Origin of the sequence: uncultured Dubosiella sp. (assembly GCF_964018005.1) — a bacterium.
GTDB lineage: Bacteria > Bacillota_I > Bacilli_A > Erysipelotrichales > Erysipelotrichaceae > Dubosiella > Dubosiella muris.
On sequence record NZ_CAXHOA010000004.1, the window covers coordinates 50,109 to 68,566 of the forward strand.

The following is an 18,458-nucleotide window of genomic DNA, read 5'->3' on the forward strand; positions in this document are numbered from 1 at the left end:
CCGCTCTTCCAAGACCTAACGAACAGAGGCGAATGCCGGCAACCCGGTGGCTGCAATGCTTGTGTTTTTGAAATTGTATCAAACCGCTTCCTTCGATACAAGCAAAAAAAAGCCGACCGAAGTCAGCTGTTCTTACATGATGGCGCCTGAAACAAGACTCGAACTTGTGACCTGCCGGTTAACAGCCGGATGCTCTACCGACTGAGCTATTCAGGCATCTCCTCAATGCCTATTTATAATAGCATTCCCCTTTTCAAAACGCAAATCTTTTTTTCATAAATTTTCTTTCGCCGCGCAGGCTCTTATCGTCCCTCTTTTTTCGGATTTGTGCTAAAATCGTTTGCGAGGTGATACCCATGGTCAAAGCAATCATTATGGATATGGATGGAACCCTGCTGGATTCTACCAACACGATTCCGCCCGCCACAAAGCAAAAGCTTTTCGAACTGCAAAAAAAAGGCGTGCGGCTCATTTTAGCAAGCGGGCGCTCTTATACGCGGCTTCTTCCTTACGCCAGAGAGCTGGAAATGGAAAAGTACAACGGCTTGCTCATTGAAGTGGATGGCATCGCGTGGTACGACTTGTCGACCGGAAAGCGCCATGTGCTCAAAAAAATGAAGCCCGAAGAAATCGCGTCCATCTTCCAGTATTTAATGAATATGGAATGCGAAACGATGGCCTGCTTCGACGACGGGTTGTTCGACTTCTTCCCGCAAAGTTTAAAAACCGTCAAGGAAGCCATTCGGCAAGACCAGCATCTTCCAATCGACTATCCCTGGACCGCCGGTCCGTGGAGCTGGCTTGCCGACATGCGCGACGGTTATCCCAACATCAAATACATTCAAGCCGTCGAGGAGATCACGGCTCCCATCAACAAACTGCAAATCATGCAGGAAGAGGAGCCGCTGCTCGCGATTTACGACGATTTGAAGCAAAAATACGGCAACAAGTTCGAGATTTTTCGAACGACGCCCAGACAGCTCGAAGTGCTGCCCTACGGCTTCTCCAAAGGAAAGACTTTGCTGTATTTAATGAATCTGAACGGCTGGGAAGCCGACGAAGTCGTCGCGTTTGGCGACGGCGAAAACGACATTTCCATGTTCGAAGTCGTCAAGGACTCGTTCGCGATGGAAAACGCCAAAGACTTTGTGAAAGAAAAAGCCGCGCATGTCACCCGTTCCAATCACGAGGATGGAATCGTCCACGCCCTCAAAACATTGGGATACTAAAAGAAAGGTTTTGACATGGCTTATATCGTTTTACTCATCGGGATGGCTCTGCTCATCAAAGGAGCCGATCTCTTCGTCGATGGCAGCGCGTCCATCGCCTATCAATTTCACATTCCCACCTTTATCGTCGGCTTGACGATCGTGGCGCTGGGCACTTCGCTGCCCGAACTGAGCGTTTCCGTCACCGCCTCGCTGGCAGGAAGCAACGAGCTCGCCCTCTCCAACGTCATCGGCAGCAACATTTTCAACACCCTTGTCGTGGTGGGCTGCTCCGCGCTCATGCGCCCGTTTCTGATCGACCGGCAAATCGTCAAACGCGACTTGCTTTGGAACATCCTCATTACGTTTGTCCTTTTGCTGGCCGTCTTCAACCACCGGCTCAACTGGATCAACGGCGTCTGCTTCCTCGTCTTGCTGACGGTGTACATCGTTTCGCTCGTGCGCGACACCAAAGCGCACGAGCCAAAGGAAAACAACGAAGACGACGAGGCGAAAATCATGCCGGTTCCCAAAAGCGTCGCCCTGATTTGCGTCGGCGTGGCCGGCATCATTCTGGGTGGCAATCTTGTCGTCGACAACGCGACATGGATCGCCCAGACGTGGGGCATGTCCGAAACGCTTGTCGGGCTGACGATCGTTTCGGTCGGCACTTCGCTGCCTGAGCTGGTCACGAGTATGGTCGCCGCGAAAAAAGGCGAAAGCGGCTTGTCGCTTGGCAACGCCATCGGCAGCAACATCATGAACATCACGTTCATTCTCGGCGTCGCCTCGCTCTCTTCGACGATCCAGGTCACCGCGCTCAACTTGATCGACATCGTCATCTTGTGCGTGATCGCCGTGTTCCTTTATTTCATGACGATGCGCAGCGAGAAAATGTCGCGCGCCCGCGGCCTGCTCATGCTGTGCGCCTATATCATCTACGCCATTTATATCGTGTGGCGTTAAAAAAAGCCGTTTGACAACGCAAACAGCTCAATCCTCCCGTCTTCTGCGCAAGACGGGTTTTCTTTTGTCGATTTCCAGCAAAGGAAACAGGAAAATGAGAATCGGGTAAATTTCCAGCCGTCCCAAAAGCATGCAAAGGGACAAGACGATTTTCGACAGCGCCGAAAACAGCGCGAACGATCCGGTCGGCCCGCAAAGCCCCAACCCCGGTCCGACATTGCCAAGACACGTGTACACCGCCGTCAGCGTCGTTTCAAAATCAAAATCGTCAAGCGCGACCACGAGCGTCGCGGCCGCGATCAAAATCATCCACGCGCCAAAAAACGCCATGACCTGGTCGACCGTTTCCTTGTCCACGATCTTTCCATCCACCATGATCGCCTCCACTTTGTGCGGATGCCACAGCTTTTGCACGTTCAGCTTGATTTTCTTGAGAACGATCATCAGCCGCGTCACTTTCAAGCCGCCGCCCGTGCTTCCCGCGCACGCGCCAACGACCATCAAAAAAAACAAAATCATTTTCGACAGCGTCGGCCACAAATTGAAGTCCGCCGTCGCGTAGCCTGTCGTCGTGATGATCGACACGACTTGAAACGACGAGTACCGTAGCGATTCGGCCAGCGTATGGTATAACGGCAAGATATTGATCGTAATCGCCACGATCGACAACGCCACGATGCCAATATACCATCGGAGCTCCTCGTTTTTCAAAATCGGCTTAAAGTCCCGAAGAATGAGAAAAAAATACAAGTTGAAATTTATGCCGAACAAAAACATGAACACCGTGATCACGACTTCGAAATACACGCTGCCGTACGCGCCGATACTCGCGCCGTAAATAGCGAAACCACCCGTCCCGGCGGTACCAAACGTATTGCACAACGCGTCGAAGAGCGGCATGCCGCCTGCCAGCAAAAACAAAAGCTCGATGACCGAGAGCGCCATATACAACGCGTACAAAATCATCGCCGTCGTCTTTAGCCGCGAAACGAGCTTGGAAATCGTCGGTCCGGGCACTTCAGCCCGCATGATGTGCATCGTATGCTCGTTGTTTTTCGGCAAAAAAGCCAAAACGAACACCAGCACGCCCATGCCCCCGATCCAGTGCGTGAAGCTGCGCCAAAACAGCAGCGATTTGGACAGCGACTCGATGTCCGTCAAAATCGTCGCCCCCGTCGTCGTAAAGCCCGACACTGTTTCAAAAAAGCAATCCACCAGCGCCGGGATCTGCCCGGAGAAGTAAAACGGCAGGCAGCCAAAAAACGAGACGCAAATCCACACCAGGCCGACCGCGATCATCCCGTCGCGGGCGAAGTAAGCGTTTCGCTTCACTTTCAACCGCGACAAAAAGAGCCCGCACAGCGCGCACACGCCAATCGTGATCAAAAACGGCGAAAGCAAATGAAACTCCCGGTAACGCAAGGCGACAATGACGGGCAGCATCAGCAGTCCCGACAAGGCGATCAAGGCGAAGCCAATCATATTCAGAATGACCCGCCAGTTCAGCTTGTTGATGTTACGATTGAGCCAAAACGTCATTGATATCACTCAACCCTTTCCGTTTCGAAATCACGACGACCGTGTCCCCGCAAACGACCCGCGTTGCGCCCGTCGCGATGCGCGGCTCGCCTTTGTGCGTCACGAACGCGATCAAGATCCCCGGCTTGAACGCCACGTCTTTGATGGGGCGGTTGAGAAACCGGCAGTTGTCGCGCACCCGGAACTCGAGCAGCTCGATCCGCTCGTCTTTGAGCTTGACGAGCGACTCCACGTTGCTGCCTAGCGAGTTTTGCATCGCCCGCACGTAGGAAACGATGTGGTCGGCGGTAATGTTTTTCGGGGTGATCGCGTTTTCAAGCCCAAGCTTTTCCAAAATGAATCCCAGCTCGACGCGGTTCACTTTGGGAATGACGTGCTCGATACCCTTTGAGTTGGCGAACATGGAAATCATGACGTTTTCCTCGTCGTTGTCGGTCAGGGCGATGAACGCGTCCATGTTTTCGAGGTTTTCCGACAAAAGCAGCTCGTGGTCGGTTCCATCGCCATGAATGATGGTCACGCGCGGAAATTTCTCCACAAGCGCCAGACACTTCTCCCCGTCCTTTTCAATGATTGTGACGTCAATGCCTAAATCCAGCAGCATGGACGTCAAATAATACGTGATCCGGCCGCCTCCGACGATCATCACGTCTTTGATCTTGTCGTTTTTCAAGATCCGCAACTCGTTAAAGAAGGATTGCAGCTCCTTCGTGCGCCCGGTCAGCGCCACCTTGTCCCCCTTACGAATAACGGTCGTTCCGTTGGGAATGAGCAGCTCCCCTTCCCGCTCGACGATGCAAAACAACACACTTTGGCGGTACATGTTCGCGATGTCTATGACTTTCCGGCCAGCCAGCGGCAAATTTTCAAAAATCTTGATTTCCGCGATTTCCAGCCTCGTCTTGGCGAACGACTGCGTCCGGATCGAGGAAGTGAACCGCAGCGACCGGCGGATCTCCCGGGCCGCGACAAGCTCGGGATTGATTTCCAGCGAAAGCCCCAGCTCTTCCTTGACCATGTTCAGCGAGCCGACATACTCGGGGGAGCGGATGCGCGCGATCGTGTGCCGCGCGCCCAGCTTGCGGGCCAGCAGGCAGCTGATAATATTGATTTCATCTTTGGATGTCGCGGCGATCACGACATCGGCGTGCTGGGCGCCCGCCTCTTTCAGCGTTTCCGGCGTGGCCCCGTTGCCAAGCACGCCGACGACATCCAGCGAGTTGATCGTCTTTTCCAGAACGGACGCCTTGTTGTCGATCACCGTCACGTTGTGGCCTTCGTGATCCAGCTGGGTCGCCAGGGCGAAACCCACCTTCCCGTCGCCGATAATCACAATATTCATAATGTATTCTCCTTATAAACTTTCCGATATGTACTATCGTATCCACTTGTAAGCGCTTTTTCAATAAATATTCGCAAATAAGGCATCTTACTTGGTTCGATCTTGTACGATTTAGTATATTTTAAGTAGAAAATCCATAGAAAGGAGCTTTCCCATGTTAACAGATGTCGTCCTTTATACATTGATCGGCTACTTGTCCGGCAGTGTGCTATACTCTTTGCTTTATGTGAAAATGTTCAAACTTTCCGATATTCGGATCAACTCCCGCGACCACAATCCAGGCGTGGCGAACGCGTTTAAAAACGGCGGATTCGCATGCGGAACGTTCACGCTGGTCGGCGACTTTTTCAAAGCGTTCCTTCCGGTCTACCTCTATTTGCATTTGACAAGCCACTCGCTTTCGTCGATTGGCGCCGCCCTCGTCATGGTCGCGCCGGTCATCGGCCACATTTACCCGCTCTTCCACGATTTTAAGGGCGGAAAAGGCATCACATCCTCCTTCGGAAGTCTGGCGGCCATCCTGCCGATTTGGCAGCCCATCGCGTTTCTGGCAATTTTATTCTTGTTCTTTTCGTGCATTTTGGTCATTAAGCCCAACTACTACCGCACGCTTGTCACGTATATCGTGTTCCTGCCTTGCATTTTGACGCTGAATATCAACGTTTCGGTTGGAACCGGCGCCCTGCTGATCGCGTCCGCCATCATCGTCCGGCTGCTGACAAGCAAGGAGCATAAAGAAGAATTCAGCATGGAGCCGATATGGAAGCGCTAGTGTTGTCCTGCTCCACCGGAGGAGGACACAACGCGGCGGCGAAAGCCATCGTCTCGCAGCTTAAGGAAAGTGGCCATACCGTCACTTTTTTTGATCCCTACTCGCTCCAAAGCGACCATCTCGCCCACGTTGTGGGCACGACGTACATGACGTTTGTGCAGCATACGCCGGATTTGTTTGGCTGGGTGTATCGAATCGGCGACGCGTACTCCCGCATGCAAAAAAAGATTCCCATCCACTCTCCGGTGTACTGGAAGCAAAAAAAGACGTCCCGGCTCCTCGAGGCGTATTTGCGTGAGCATCCGTGCGATGTGATCATCACGACGCATTTGTTTGGCGGCGAAATTTTGACCCAGCTCAAAAACCGGCACATTCCGCTGCCGCCGGTTTACTTTGTCGCCACCGACTACACGTGTTCCCCGTTTGTCGCGGAAGTGGACGCGGACTATTTCGTCATCCCGAGCCCCAAGCTGGAAGACGTATTCGTCAAGGCGGGCATTCCAAAAGAAAAGCTGCTTCCATTCGGCATTCCGACGTCCAAGCCGTTTCACGAGAGCCGGACGCCGGAAGAAGCCAAGCAGGAACTTGGTTTGGATCCAAAGAAAAAATACTTTCTTCTTTCGGGCGGCAGCATTGGCGTGGGCGATATCAACGACACGATCGACGAACTGCTGACGTTCATTCTCTCGCACAAGGACTACGAGATTCTCGTGCTGGTGGGCAACAACTTGCATTTGAAGGAAAACCTGGAAATCGCCTACAAGGGCGTGCGCCCATTGCATTTGATCGACCCCACCGACAAGGTGTACGACTACTTGTCGGCTTGCGAAGTTTTGATCGCCAAGCCGGGCGGTTTGTCCTCGACCGAAGCCGCCGTGTCGCAAATCCCGTTTTTGATCATCACGCCAATTCCGGGATGCGAGGACAAAAACGCGCAGTTCTTTCAGGACAACGGGATGGCGATTTGGGTCAAAGACGTGCAAAACGACTTGCTCGTCGATTTGATGAAGGCACTCGATCCACGCGAACGGCAGCGGATGATCGAGGCAGACAAGCGCGTGATCGACCCGCTGGCCGCGCGAAAACTTGTCGAATTTATTGAAAAAAGACACTAGGACTCGATGCCTAGTGTCTTTTGCATATGCGTGATAACGCTGTATTGGTCGGATGGGCCAATCACGTCTTTGGCTTTTTGCTTCGCCGTTTCGCTGGCGTTGGCAGGCGCATAGGCGTGCTCGAACAAGCCAAGCATTTCCAAATCGTTGCCGCCGTCGCCATACACGGCAATCTCGTCCGGGTCGATTCCAAGCCTGTTTCCAAGCCGCAACACCGCCTGTCCTTTGTTGACGCCGTGCGCGGTCAGCTCGTACAGGCCGCTTCCGCTTGGTGCGTTGGCGATTTCCTTTTCGTGGACGGCAAGAAAGGCGTCCAGATGTCTGGTGTCCATGCCCGGATCGACCCGCAAATTGATTTTGCAGACGTCGGCGTCCAAAATTTGCTGTTTTGTGGCAGCGAACTGGATGCGCGGCAAAAAGTCGCGCATAAAGCGCTCTTTCCACAACGCGTCGGCGCTCGTATCGACTTTGCGGGTAAAATACGTTTCTTTCGAGTAGCGGGTGTACGTTTTGTCCGGTGTCACAAAATCGAACGCGTACTCGGGCAGCTCGTCAAGAAGGCGGGCAAGAACCGGTTTCGGCACGCAGGACATGGCGAGAACCGCGTCGTTTTTGTCAAGAATAAGCGCGCCATTCATGCAAATCTTGTACACGTCGGATTCGATTTCCGGGATCGCGCATTGCTTGTTTCCGCGTCCGGTCGCGATGGCGAAGGCGGCGCCTTCGGCCAGCAAGCGGCGGATCCCGTCGACGATTCGCTCGTCGAATTGATGATGGGCGTTGAGCAGCGTTCCATCCAAATCGCTGGCAAAAAGACGGATCATCGGGCGTTTTCCTCCTTTGGACTGGACAGCACTTTTTTATAATACCGGGCGAACAAGATGCATGTCGTCAAGACGGCCAGGGTGTCCGCGACCGGCTCGGCCAAAAAGACGGCGAACGTCTGGTCGCTTAGCAGGGCCGGCAAAAGGTAAATGAGCGGAATCAGCAGGAACACTTTGCGTAGCAACGCCAAAAACAACGACGTCTTCGCGTTGCCTAGGGCGATAAACGTTTGCTGGCAGGCGATTTGCGCGCCAAAGATGAGCGACATCGCCATGTAAATGCGCAACGCCCAGCACGTGTAGTTCATTAAGTTGGCGTCGTTGGTGAACAAGCCGGCGAGCACTTGCGGCGCGAACATCGAGATCGCCCACACTGTCGTCGAGTAAATGAGCGATACGAGCAGCAAGATCCGGAACGTGGATTTGATGCGGTCGTACTTGCCGGCGCCAAAGTTGAACGAAATAATCGGCTGCGAGCCTTGGGTCAAGCCTTGGAGCGGGAGCATGGAAAACTGCATGACGGAGGCAAGAATCGCCATGGCGCCCACCGCCGTGTCGCCTCCGTACTTGAGCAGCGACGAGTTGAAGCAAACGCTAAGCAGACTTTCCGTAATTTGCATGACGAATGGCGACAGGCCGAGCATGAGGCATGGCGCGATGACCGCGATCGACAGTTTGAAAAACCGCTTGCGGATGTTCAGGTAGCTGCGGTTCGAGCGCAAAAACCAAAGCACGAACACCGCGGACAAGCATTGCGAAGTAATCGTGGCGATGGCCGCCCCTTTCACGCCTAAATGAAAACCAAAAATCAAAATCGGGTCGAGCACGATGTTGGCAATCGCTCCGATCAGGACACTCGTCATGCCGTACGTCGTGTAGCCCTGGGTGTTGATAAAAGCGTTCATCCCCAGCGCCGTTTGAACAAAAATCGTTCCCAGCGCGTAAATGCGCAAGTAGTCTAGCGCGAATGGCAGCGTGCTTGGGCTGGCTCCAAAAAGATTCAGCATTGGAACAGCGAATATCTCGACGAGAATCGTCAGCAGGACGCCAAACACAATCAGGAGAACAAAGCAGTTCGACATGATGTGCTCCGCGTTTTCTTTTTTGTTTTTGCCAAGCTCGATCGCAGCGCGCGGAGCCCCGCCCATGCAGACCAGACTCGAAAAGGCGGAAATCGCCATGATGACCGGCATCGTGACGCCGACCCCTGTCAGCGCAAGCGCGCCATGATCGGCAATGTGGCCGATGTACATCCGGTCCACGACGTTGTACAAAACGTTGATGACCTGGGCGATAATGCTTGGCAGCGCAAGCGAAAACAGTAGCTTGACGACAGATCCGGTTCCCAGATCGACAGATTTACTTTTTTGTTTCATCAAATATTTTTGGAGTGGATACACGCGATCGTTTCGTGGGAGGAAACTCCAATCTCTCCTTTCGGTTTCGTATCCCTTGCTTTCCTCAATCACACAGACGGGTATGCTTTCACATACCCATTTCTGTCTTTTCACTTTTTAAAGCGGATTTATGAGAACCCATGAGGGTACGTTTTTTTTACCCGGTCCCGCTTTCTATTCCTCATTATAGCAAACCCCATCCGCTTTCGAAACACAAGCTTTACGATTGAATTTCAAAAACCACTCTTTTATCATAAGAAATACAGGAGGTCATGTGCCATGAAAAACAACAACAACCGTGTCGACGGCCAATACGCTGAAAATTTAATCGAGCGCGAAAAAGCGGACGCCGAGAAAAAATGGAAAGAATTTGAAAAATTTAAAAACGAAAAAGATCAGGAATTCGAAAAGGATCTTGCCCGCGACCACGCCGAGCTGGACGCCAGCGCTGAAAAAGTGAAAGAAAAAATCGAGAAAATCGAAGAAGACATCAAAAAAGACATTCACTAAACCAATGAGCGAAAGCTCATTTTTTTAATAGAGTAGGCCCCTGTCTGTGCCTTGAAGAGTTCCTCCCCGCTCATTCTACTCCGGTTCTCTGTGTTCTGTTTTATCAGATTCTTGTAAATCGTTTTTGGCCTTTTCCAGATTATCATCAGCCAAGATCTGATTTCATATACTCATGACTGTTCCTCCATTCTATTCACATACCCGGTATCTGTGCTCCCATGTCTTTTTTCCTATGCTCGTTACGATTCGCATTTTTAATCCATTTCACTTTCGAATTCCATATCGCTAGGCAACACTCTGCAAACAATCGTTCCTTCATCCTGAATAGGACGATTCGTTTGCATTCCAAACTTGCTTCTATGTCGATCATATCACTTTCAGCTAATTCGCTCGATTCGGACATCAAGGAGTCCAGAAACGCGGGCATCAACTTTTATCTTGGCAAGCCAATCAATCCCGACTGTCTGAAAAATGTTATACTTCTGTATAGACAAAAAATAAGCAATAATCGTAAATCAATTTATGATATTGTAAATAAGAAAAGGAAAGCAACAAGATGAACAAAATAGAGAAAATACTTTTTATTATGATATGGAGTATCGGTTTGATCGGATGTTCAGGCAGTGTGCCTGAATCAACACAGCCGGCAGAAAAAGCCGAATCAGACCAAGAAATTGAAACGCTATTTCCTTCAGAACTGGATTTAGATGCATATTCTGAAGGAATGATCAAAAGTACGAGCTTATGGAAAGCGGAAAAAGATTTGCCTTTATTTACTCGGGATGAAGGCGGGCGGGATGTAGTTTCTGCCAATGAAAAAATCAACGAAGGAGAAGAGTTCAGGATCCTTTTTCCTGCTACATTTCCACTTCAAGATGCTGATAGTGAAAAAGTTTATGGATATTTACCTGACAAACAAAAATATGTTCTGATTTATGATCAAAATCTTAAGGCGTCCTTGATCAACGGTGCGGAATGGGATGGCAAATCACTAATCCAGCGAAAGCAGAATATAAAATTATATGATCAGATCGACGGAAAGAATATTTCTGCGAATTCAGAACAGCAGATTTTTAAGAATTTTGATTCAGGAGAGCAAAACATGCCATGGCTCAAAACAAACGAAGGATGGATGCCGTTATACGACGAGAAGGGTCCGACATTTTTTTCGGTCATTAATGGTATTGTGGTCGGTAATTTTGCCCGTAGCACAACAATGAAAGAGGTATATGATCGAATCGTGATGATGAAACAGTTCGATGTCTATAAGGGCACTTTTAGCTGGGGATATGCTTTAGCAAATTTATCAGACAGTGAATGTCCTGCTTTGCTTATTGTTTCAGGTGCATACAATAAAGACTTAAAAATAGAAGTCTATGGCGATTCTTCTAATGTGATAACTAGTCAATCAATCGGATCATTTTCAATGGAAGACAGTATTCTTTATCAAAATAAAGATCATACACTGCTACGGTTTCAAAACGTAAACGGCCAGAAAACGGTAACAAAAATTTCATCCCAGAATAGCGAGCTGAAAGAAACAGCGCTAACTCAGGACAAAATTGCCAAACTGGATTTTGACAATTTAAAAGAGATTCAGTTTACCAATGTTTATGACCCGTCAGGTTTAGATTCGCTTAAGCAATATATAGCTGGAAATTTATATCCGGATTTTGATTTTGAGAATCATGGATATGTCAATCCTTCTTTGAAAAAAGAATGGCTGCTAAACTATGATATGACAATTCGTGAAGAGCCAGACCGTAATTCTAAAAAAATTGGAAATTTATCAAAGGGTGAAAAAATCAAAATATCCGATATCGTCGAAGATGACAGCGAATCCTGGGGAAATTTGACTACTGGCGGTTGGGTATGTTTAAAAGATATTCAATACGATTATGCAGATCCAATGTCAAGCAACGCCAAAGACTGGAAAACAGCTTATAAAGAAATCCTGGATAATGAAGCCAATAAAGAAAAGTATGCGAATATCTTAGAATATGCCCCGTTATGGTACTTGTGGCAAGATAGCGGATTCGATGTACCGGTGCTGGCAGTAAAAACCGGTATATGCGAAGCAGATTATATACTGAAATTGTACGTATACAAGGATGACTCAATTAAAAAAATCGGTGAAACTTCTGCTTCTCATGCCGGCTTCTATTCAACCGAAAACTCTGGAGTTTTTGAAAGAGTTATGGGACATATGGGTACAGAAAGCGTTGATCGAATCACAGTTACAGCAAATGATATGGAAGAAGAAAATTTATCTTCCCGTCAGGATGTTCTGGATTACTACAAACCAGACGGACAATTCTGGGAATTCCAAAATGTAGAAGCATTTGAATAAAGACGTTGCTTATGAACGATGGTTCTAGCAGAAGTTTGTTTTGGAATCCCTTAAATGGAAGGAAAATTTAAATCCTTCCTTTTTTTGTAGATCTTCCTATCTTTAACATGTATTCCCGTCTCTACTTACACAAATGATGGAAAACATACAGCTCGCTATGGAGAAAAGGAAATCCTTTGAATCCCCTTTAGAAAGAGTGGTCATGATCTCTCGTTTTATGAACGCCAAGGATATCGAAACTATCAAAGCATTATTCAAAAAGGTCCAGTTCGTGATTCTGGATACGATCATGCTGAGAGAATATTTGTTTTTCAATCTTACTTCGAAAACAAAAGAAGAAACGATTGGAGAAATGATTTCAAAAATAAAACAATATTTCCCCTTGCCATCCGACTTTTACGAACAAGTGATGGATTGCGAAGCAAAAACAAGTACCGAATTCGAAGGAAAAATTACCATTGCTCATCCGTTGTCAACGGCTGATCTTCCCGGATTTATCGCGATCGCCAGACATGAAAATCAATTCTTTGGAAAAGAAAACCCGTACAGCACATTTTCCTAATATGCAGTTCCCAAGCCACCAATCCAATGATTTATCGTAAATTAAGCGCAATCATCAAAAAGCCGAAACTGACCCAAACGCTTTAGGAACCGAATTCTTTGAAGAGTAATTTTTCATTAAAAAAAAGTTGCCTTTTTAGCAACTTTTTCTTCTCTCAATACCCAACCGTTCCCTCGATCATGTTGGCCGTGGACTTGAATTGGCCCATTGCTTCCGGATCGCTTAAATCCGGCAGGCTTTTTGTCATGGTGTCGCGGATGCTTTCATCCTGCTCCTGCCAGCTTCGCGTTTCCTGCGGACCGTGCACGTTTTTTGTCAGCGCCCAGATCAATCCTAGCGCAACCACACATGCCGCGACGATTCCTATGATTTTGATTGTTTTGTGTTTCATCTTTTTTCTCCTGAAGACTGTCGTTTCTTTGTGCGTTTTTTTATAAGAATGGTACCATTTTCAAATTTATTATAGTTTTAATATTATTCCTTTTTCAATCTCGATGCTTATTTTTCTTATTTATCGTCCGGTTTTTCCTATGCCACAAAAAAAAGCCGAATGACTTCGGCTTACATGAGAAACTGGGAAGGCTCGATTACCTGATGGCCCGGATGCCAGAACAGGAAATTTTGCGACCCTTCGTCTTTGGCGATAGTTTTAAAAAACTCGTTGGAGGATTGGTAATTCCATCCAAACTCGTTGGTGTCGGTCAAATACTGAATGCCCTGGTCGCTGACGTAGCCGACAATGCAGTTGGGCGCGTCGATAATAGTCCAAACATACGATTGATTGGTGAGGATTTGCTCGATGTCGTATTTCAACGCGTCGATTTCCTCCAGCGTGTCATCGTAAATTTTTCGCCATTCCCCAAACGCGAGAATCGCCTGTTCCGTCCCTGTCTGCAAATATAAGTTTTCTTCTCCGCACTCGTTAATGACGACGATGATTTCCTCGTCATCGCTTAAACTGGCGAACTGATGCTGTTGATTATTAAAGATCTCCAAGGTTTCTTCTTTCAAAAATTCCCTTAACGCGATTGAAATGCGATTCATATATCAGCACCTCCTTGCCTATGAGCTGATTTCCTACCTTAATAAAACCATGTTTTTCCTTCCGAAAAAACCAGAATGCCTTAAAAGACAAAAAAAGCAGGTTTTATTCCTGCTCAAGTAATCGAATCATCAATTCGTTGAACGCCTGCGGCTCGCACCATTGCGGATAGTGGCTCGATTCCTCGAACCAAAACCACTGTTTCGCCGACGTGATCTTGTCATAATATGTCTTCGCCAGCGCCGAGGACAGGCGTTTGTCGTGGCGTCCTTCCACGAATACGACCGGCACGTCGAACCGCGTCGTCGACTCAAAGTCGACTTGCATGATTTCCGGCCACAGCTTGCGGACGCTTTGCTCGATTCCCTTTCGATAGCGCTGGTAGTCGAACATCGTGTACGCCGGACAGCGCAAATAAATATGCTGCAAGCTGAACTTGTTTTTTTGATCGTACAAGCAGCCTTTCAGACGGGTGATTTGCTTATCCAGCCGTTCGAGATCCTTCATCCAGCGCTCGCCGGAAAATGTCGGGTCGATTTTCAACAGCCGGTTCGCGACGTTGCGCGGGGAGTTTTCAATCGCGTAACGCAGACGCAGACGCATCGCCTTCTCCATGTTCACGACTTGCGAACAGCCAATGTATTTCCGCACCGTTTCCGGATACTTTTGAATATAACGCAAGCCGATGATCGTTCCAAAATCGTGCGCGAGCAAATACACTTTGTCCTGATGGAACCGGCCGGTTAAATACGCCGTCAAAGCCCGCAAATCCTCGACGTAGTCGTCGATGACGACTTTCTCGTTGACGCCAAACTCGTAAAACGATTTCCCGGCTCCACGCTGTTCCCACACCACAAACGTGAAGTGCTGGGCCAGTTCTTTTTGATAATGCATCAGCAAAGGCAAAGCGGCCTCGCCCGGTCCGCCATGTACATACACGAGCAGCGGCAGCCCTTTTTTTTGCGCCATAATCGCGACATACTGAAACACCCCGTTGATTTCAATCAATCTATTTTCATTCACACTCATCTTTCGCTCTCCATGTTTTGTGGAAGTATACCACGACTTTTCCCGTTCCCGCAATCCGAAAAAGAAAAACAGCCCGAAAGCTGTCAATCCAAATCGTTTCCATTGGAGGCGATGACCTTTTTATACCAGTAAAACGAATCCTTCGGCGTCCGTTTCATCGTGCCTTCGCCTTTATCATCCATATCCACGTAAATAAAGCCGTACCGTTTGCGCATCTCGCCTGTGCCCGCCGACACCAGGTCGATGCAGCCCCACGTCGTGTACCCAATCAAATCAACGCCTTCGGCGATCGCCTGATCCATTTCCTTTATGTGCTCGCGATAATAGTCGATTCGGAACGGATCGTGAATCGAGCCGTCCTCCTCGACGATGTCGTAGGCGCCCAGCCCGTTTTCCACGATCATGATCGGCTTATGGTAGCGGTCGTTGATCACTTCCAAAAAATAGCGCAGGCCTAGCGGATCGAAGCCCCAGCCCCAATCCGAATACCGCAAGTATGGATTGCGCGCGCCTTCCACGTTGTTGCCGCCCGCTTTCTCCTCCACGTCATGCGTCGTAATCGTATTGGACATATAGTAGGAGAACGTGTAGTAGTCCACCGTTCCCTCTTTTAAAATTTTCCGGTCCTCATCCGTGATGTCCAGCTCGACATCGTGTTCCTGCCACAGCCGCTTGGAAAAAACCGGATACTCGCCCTTGCATTGGACGTCGCCGCAATAAAAAATATTTTTCTCCCATTGGTGGCGGTTCAGCATAATGTCCTTTGGATCGCACGTGGCGGGATAAAACGTAATGCCGCAAATCATGCAGCCGATCCGGTTTTCCGGGTCAATCGCATGCCCGACCTGCACGGCCTTGGCGCTGGCGACAAACTGGTAGTGCAGCTGCTGGTACGCGGCCCGGAACTCCTCGTTGTCCGCCTCGTGTCCCCACATATCGAGGAACATAATCGTGTTGTTGATTTCATTGAACGTCAGCCAGTATTTGACAAGTCCCTTGTACTCCTCGAAGCACGTCTGCGCGAAACGGACATACAAGTCGATCAAATCCCGGTTGTTCCACCCCTTCATTTTCTCTTCCAAATACAGCGGCGTGTCAAAATGCCAAATCGTCACGAGCGGCTCGATACCATGGGCTTTCAATTCCTTGAACACGTTGCGGTAAAACTCGACGCCTTCCGGATTGGGCGTTTCCTCGATGCCGTTTGGAAACAACCGGCTCCAGGAAATCGACATGCGAAACACCTTGAATCCCATTTCGGCAAACAAACCGATATCTTCTTTCCAATGATGATAAAAGTCCGTTCCTTTGTGGTTTGGATAGTAATAATCCTCCAGCACTGCGTAGGACGCCCCCTCGGGTAGCGTAAATCCGTGGCTTGGACTCGCGTGCGGACTGCCGCACTTGTCGATCCACGTAACCATCCGCGGCGAGTCGACGGTTCCACCCGTCGTCACATCCGTCAGCGCCGGTCCGCGGCCGCCTTCGTTCCAGCCCCCTTCATACTGGTTGGCGGCTGTGGCGCCGCCCCATAAAAATCCATTTGGAAAATGACTCATTGAAATCCCCTTTCTGTTGTTAATCGTATCGCCTATTCAAACCCATTTTATCCGATTTTTAATGAAATGAAAACGATTTCTAGTCATTTTTCGAGGTTATTTATCCAGCAGGCGCCGCGCTTGCTCGAACACTTTCGCGCAATCCGCCCGACCATACGCGGCCATGTCGATAACATCCACCGGAATCGACACCCGCTTCATGACGTCTTTCTTGCGGTATCCGGCTTGCGGCGCCATCAGGATGACGTCGTATTCGCCCGCCACCTTTTCATAGGCATGGCCCATTTCCCCAACCGCCTCGATCGTAAGCGGCTCGTCGTGTTCCGCGGCGTATTGACGCATTCTTTCCATCAGCACCGAACTCGACATGCCACCCACGCAAATCAGTAAAATTTTCATAGTCTCTCCTTTCAAAAAAAAGGTTCCGAAGAACCTTTTCTAATCCAACTCTTTTCCGTTGGACGCGATCACTTTTTTGTACCAGTCGAAGGAATCCTTCTTTTCCCGATGCAAGTCGCCGTTGCCGTCGTTGTCCTTATCCACGTAAATGAAGCCGTACCGCTTCTTCATCTCCCCCGTGGACGCCGAAACCAGATCGACGCAGCCCCACATCGTATAGCCAAGCAAATCCACGCCATCCTCGATCGCCTCGCCCATTTGCTCGATGTGCTTGCGCAAATAGTCGATTCGATACACGTCGTGGAACTTGCCGTCCTCGCCACGCACATCGACCGCGCCCAAGCCGTTTTCCACGATCATGAGCGGAATCTCGTACCGGCCATAGACGTCATTCAAATACCAGCGCAGCCCTTCCGGGTCGATTTGCCAGCCCCATTCGCTCGTTTCCAAATACGGATTCGGAACGCCGGCGAACACATTGCCTTTAGCCGCCTTCAATTCCTCGTCCACCGTTTCCGTCGACGACATATAGTAGGAGAACGAGTAGAAATCGACCGTTCCATTGAGCAGCTCGATTTCATCGTCCGTCGTGATATCCAAATGGATATCGTTCTCTTTGAAAAAGCGTTTCGCAAAATACGGATACACACCGCGCACCTGCACATCGCCGCAAAAATAATTCGACATGTTGTTTTTGTTTTGCGCGGCAAGCGCGTCTTTTGGATTGCACGTGTACGGATACGCCAGCCCGCCCGCGATCATGCAGCCAATCATGAAATTCGGATTGATCGCATGACCGATTTGCACGGCTTTCGCGCTGGCGACAAACTGATGGTGCAGCGCCTGGAACCGCTTTTGGACTTGTTCGTGCGTTTCGCTCGCGCCAAAGTCCATCACATCCGATTCGGGCACCATGCCCAGTCCCATAATCGTTCCAAACGGCATCATCGCGCAGTTGATCTCGTTAAACGTCAGCCAGTATTTGACCTCGTCCTTGTACTCCTGGAAGCACGTCGTGGCGTAGCGGACGAAATGGTCGATGACTTCCCGGCTCGCCCAGCCATTGTACTTCTCGGTCAGCGCCCATGGCGTTTCATAGTGCGAGAGCGTGACGAGCGGTTCGATTCCGTATTTCCGGCATTCCTTAAAAACGTCATGATAAAACGCAAGACCTTCCTCGTTTGGCGTTTTATCGTCCCCGTTGGGATAGATCCGCCCCCAGTTGATCGACAGCCGGAACACGTTGAATCCCATTTCCGCCATCAGCGCGATGTCCTCCTTGTAACGATGATAAAAGTCCACCGCTTCGTGGCTCGGGTAATACGTTCCCTCTTCGATTTCCCGTGTCCACCGCCGCGGCGTGCTGACCGTACCTCCCGTTATGTGGTCCGGCACGCTGGCTCCTTTTCCCCCATCAAGCCAGCCGCCTTCGTACTGATTGGCCGCCGTTGCGCCTCCCCACAAAAAACCAGCGGGGAACGCGTAAGTTTTCTCTCCCATTTTTTCTCCCTTTCGCTTTCTTTGTTACGCTCGATTACCGGCGTACATCTCGATCATCTCTTTGATCGTTTCCGTCGCCAGCAGACTGCTCATCAGGTGGTCCTGCGAGTGCTCCAGCCAAGTTTCTACTTCTTTTTCGCTTCCCTGTACGAAATGAAGCAGATCGCTTTCCGCCTCCTGCGCCAAAGTCGTCGCTCCATCGCTTTGCGCGATCAGCTCTCGTGCTTCATCAAGGTTCCCGGCCTTCATTTGCTTCAGAGCTTTGTACGCCAAATTTTTGGCTTTTCTTGCGTTTCTCAGAATTGAGAAAGACATCATATCGAGTTTTGTGTCCATAATTTTCC

18 protein-coding genes and 1 tRNA gene are annotated in these 18,458 nt (G+C 49.6%); 7 read left to right on the forward strand and 12 right to left on the reverse strand.

Features of this window, described 5'->3' with window-relative positions:
* Positions 1–140: 140 nt before the first annotated feature.
* Positions 141–216: transfer RNA gene (locus tag ABNS49_RS03975), tRNA-Asn, on the reverse strand.
* A 140-nt stretch (positions 217–356) separates the two neighbouring features.
* On the opposite strand from ABNS49_RS03975, the gene ABNS49_RS03980 reads away from it, so the two are divergent.
* Together ABNS49_RS03980 and ABNS49_RS03985 are read left to right on the forward strand one after the other, a co-directional pair.
* Entirely contained in the window at positions 357–1,229 is an 873-nt protein-coding gene (locus ABNS49_RS03980) for an HAD family hydrolase (protein ID WP_135979686.1), read from the forward strand.
* 15 nt (positions 1,230–1,244) lie between these two features.
* A complete protein-coding gene (locus ABNS49_RS03985; RefSeq protein ID WP_135979687.1) occupies positions 1,245–2,174 on the forward strand; it encodes a calcium/sodium antiporter in 930 nt (309 codons plus the stop codon).
* Between the two features lie 27 nt (positions 2,175–2,201).
* Here ABNS49_RS03985 and ABNS49_RS03990 read toward each other — a convergent pair whose 3' ends face one another.
* Both ABNS49_RS03990 and trkA read right to left on the reverse strand, forming a co-directional pair.
* Positions 2,202–3,713, reverse strand: a complete 1,512-nt coding sequence (locus ABNS49_RS03990) for a TrkH family potassium uptake protein (protein WP_135979688.1) — start codon at positions 3,711–3,713, stop codon at positions 2,202–2,204.
* A complete protein-coding gene (gene trkA / locus ABNS49_RS03995; protein ID WP_348687936.1) occupies positions 3,691–5,055 on the reverse strand; it encodes a Trk system potassium transporter TrkA in 1,365 nt (454 codons plus the stop codon). The genes ABNS49_RS03990 and trkA overlap by 23 nt, the downstream gene beginning before the upstream one ends.
* A gap of 154 nt (positions 5,056–5,209) precedes the next feature.
* Here trkA and ABNS49_RS04000 point away from each other — a divergent pair, with 154 nt between their 5' ends.
* Both ABNS49_RS04000 and ABNS49_RS04005 read left to right on the forward strand, forming a co-directional pair.
* Complete coding sequence (locus ABNS49_RS04000) at positions 5,210–5,827, forward strand: glycerol-3-phosphate acyltransferase (RefSeq protein WP_135979690.1); 618 nt, start codon at positions 5,210–5,212, stop codon at positions 5,825–5,827.
* Complete coding sequence (locus ABNS49_RS04005) at positions 5,815–6,942, forward strand: glycosyltransferase (protein ID WP_135979691.1); 1,128 nt, start codon at positions 5,815–5,817, stop codon at positions 6,940–6,942. The genes ABNS49_RS04000 and ABNS49_RS04005 overlap by 13 nt, the downstream gene beginning before the upstream one ends.
* On the opposite strand, the gene ABNS49_RS04010 is transcribed toward ABNS49_RS04005, so the two are convergent.
* Positions 6,939–7,766 (reverse strand): HAD-IIB family hydrolase, encoded by an 828-nt coding sequence (locus ABNS49_RS04010; protein ID WP_135979692.1) that lies wholly within the window; start codon positions 7,764–7,766, stop codon positions 6,939–6,941. The genes ABNS49_RS04005 and ABNS49_RS04010 overlap by 4 nt on opposite strands.
* Positions 7,763–9,142 (reverse strand): MATE family efflux transporter, encoded by a 1,380-nt coding sequence (locus ABNS49_RS04015; RefSeq protein WP_277820768.1) that lies wholly within the window; start codon positions 9,140–9,142, stop codon positions 7,763–7,765. The genes ABNS49_RS04010 and ABNS49_RS04015 overlap by 4 nt, the downstream gene beginning before the upstream one ends.
* A 300-nt stretch (positions 9,143–9,442) precedes the next feature.
* On the opposite strand from ABNS49_RS04015, the gene ABNS49_RS04020 reads away from it, so the two are divergent.
* From ABNS49_RS04020 to ABNS49_RS04030, 3 genes are all read left to right on the forward strand, one after another.
* On the forward strand, positions 9,443–9,673 hold the full coding sequence (locus ABNS49_RS04020) for a hypothetical protein (RefSeq protein WP_135979694.1): 231 nt from the start codon (positions 9,443–9,445) through the stop codon (positions 9,671–9,673).
* A 556-nt stretch (positions 9,674–10,229) separates the two neighbouring features.
* Positions 10,230–12,023, forward strand: coding sequence for an SH3 domain-containing protein (locus ABNS49_RS04025; RefSeq protein WP_135979695.1), 1,794 nt, complete (start codon positions 10,230–10,232; stop codon positions 12,021–12,023).
* Between the two features lie 133 nt (positions 12,024–12,156).
* A complete protein-coding gene (locus tag ABNS49_RS04030; RefSeq protein WP_135979696.1) occupies positions 12,157–12,585 on the forward strand; it encodes a PTS sugar transporter subunit IIA in 429 nt (142 codons plus the stop codon).
* A 154-nt stretch (positions 12,586–12,739) separates the two neighbouring features.
* Here the strand turns inward: ABNS49_RS04030 and ABNS49_RS04035 are convergent, their stop codons facing one another.
* From ABNS49_RS04035 to ABNS49_RS04065, 7 genes are all read right to left on the reverse strand, one after another.
* Positions 12,740–12,976, reverse strand: coding sequence for a hypothetical protein (locus ABNS49_RS04035; protein ID WP_135979697.1), 237 nt, complete (start codon positions 12,974–12,976; stop codon positions 12,740–12,742).
* A 170-nt stretch (positions 12,977–13,146) separates the two neighbouring features.
* A complete protein-coding gene (locus tag ABNS49_RS04040; RefSeq protein ID WP_135979698.1) occupies positions 13,147–13,629 on the reverse strand; it encodes a hypothetical protein in 483 nt (160 codons plus the stop codon).
* 103 nt (positions 13,630–13,732) lie between these two features.
* On the reverse strand, positions 13,733–14,656 hold the full coding sequence (locus ABNS49_RS04045; RefSeq protein WP_135979699.1) for an alpha/beta hydrolase: 924 nt from the start codon (positions 14,654–14,656) through the stop codon (positions 13,733–13,735).
* A gap of 83 nt (positions 14,657–14,739) precedes the next feature.
* Complete coding sequence (locus ABNS49_RS04050; RefSeq protein WP_305084771.1) at positions 14,740–16,215, reverse strand: family 1 glycosylhydrolase; 1,476 nt, start codon at positions 16,213–16,215, stop codon at positions 14,740–14,742.
* Between the two features lie 96 nt (positions 16,216–16,311).
* Positions 16,312–16,614, reverse strand: coding sequence for a PTS sugar transporter subunit IIB (locus ABNS49_RS04055; RefSeq protein WP_135979701.1), 303 nt, complete (start codon positions 16,612–16,614; stop codon positions 16,312–16,314).
* A gap of 39 nt (positions 16,615–16,653) precedes the next feature.
* On the reverse strand, positions 16,654–18,114 hold the full coding sequence (locus tag ABNS49_RS04060; RefSeq protein WP_135979702.1) for a family 1 glycosylhydrolase: 1,461 nt from the start codon (positions 18,112–18,114) through the stop codon (positions 16,654–16,656).
* Between the two features lie 24 nt (positions 18,115–18,138).
* Positions 18,139–18,450 carry a PTS lactose/cellobiose transporter subunit IIA gene (locus ABNS49_RS04065; RefSeq protein WP_135979703.1) on the reverse strand — a complete coding sequence of 104 codons (312 nt, stop codon included), beginning with the start codon at positions 18,448–18,450 and terminating at the stop codon, positions 18,139–18,141.
* Positions 18,451–18,458 lie beyond the last annotated feature (8 nt).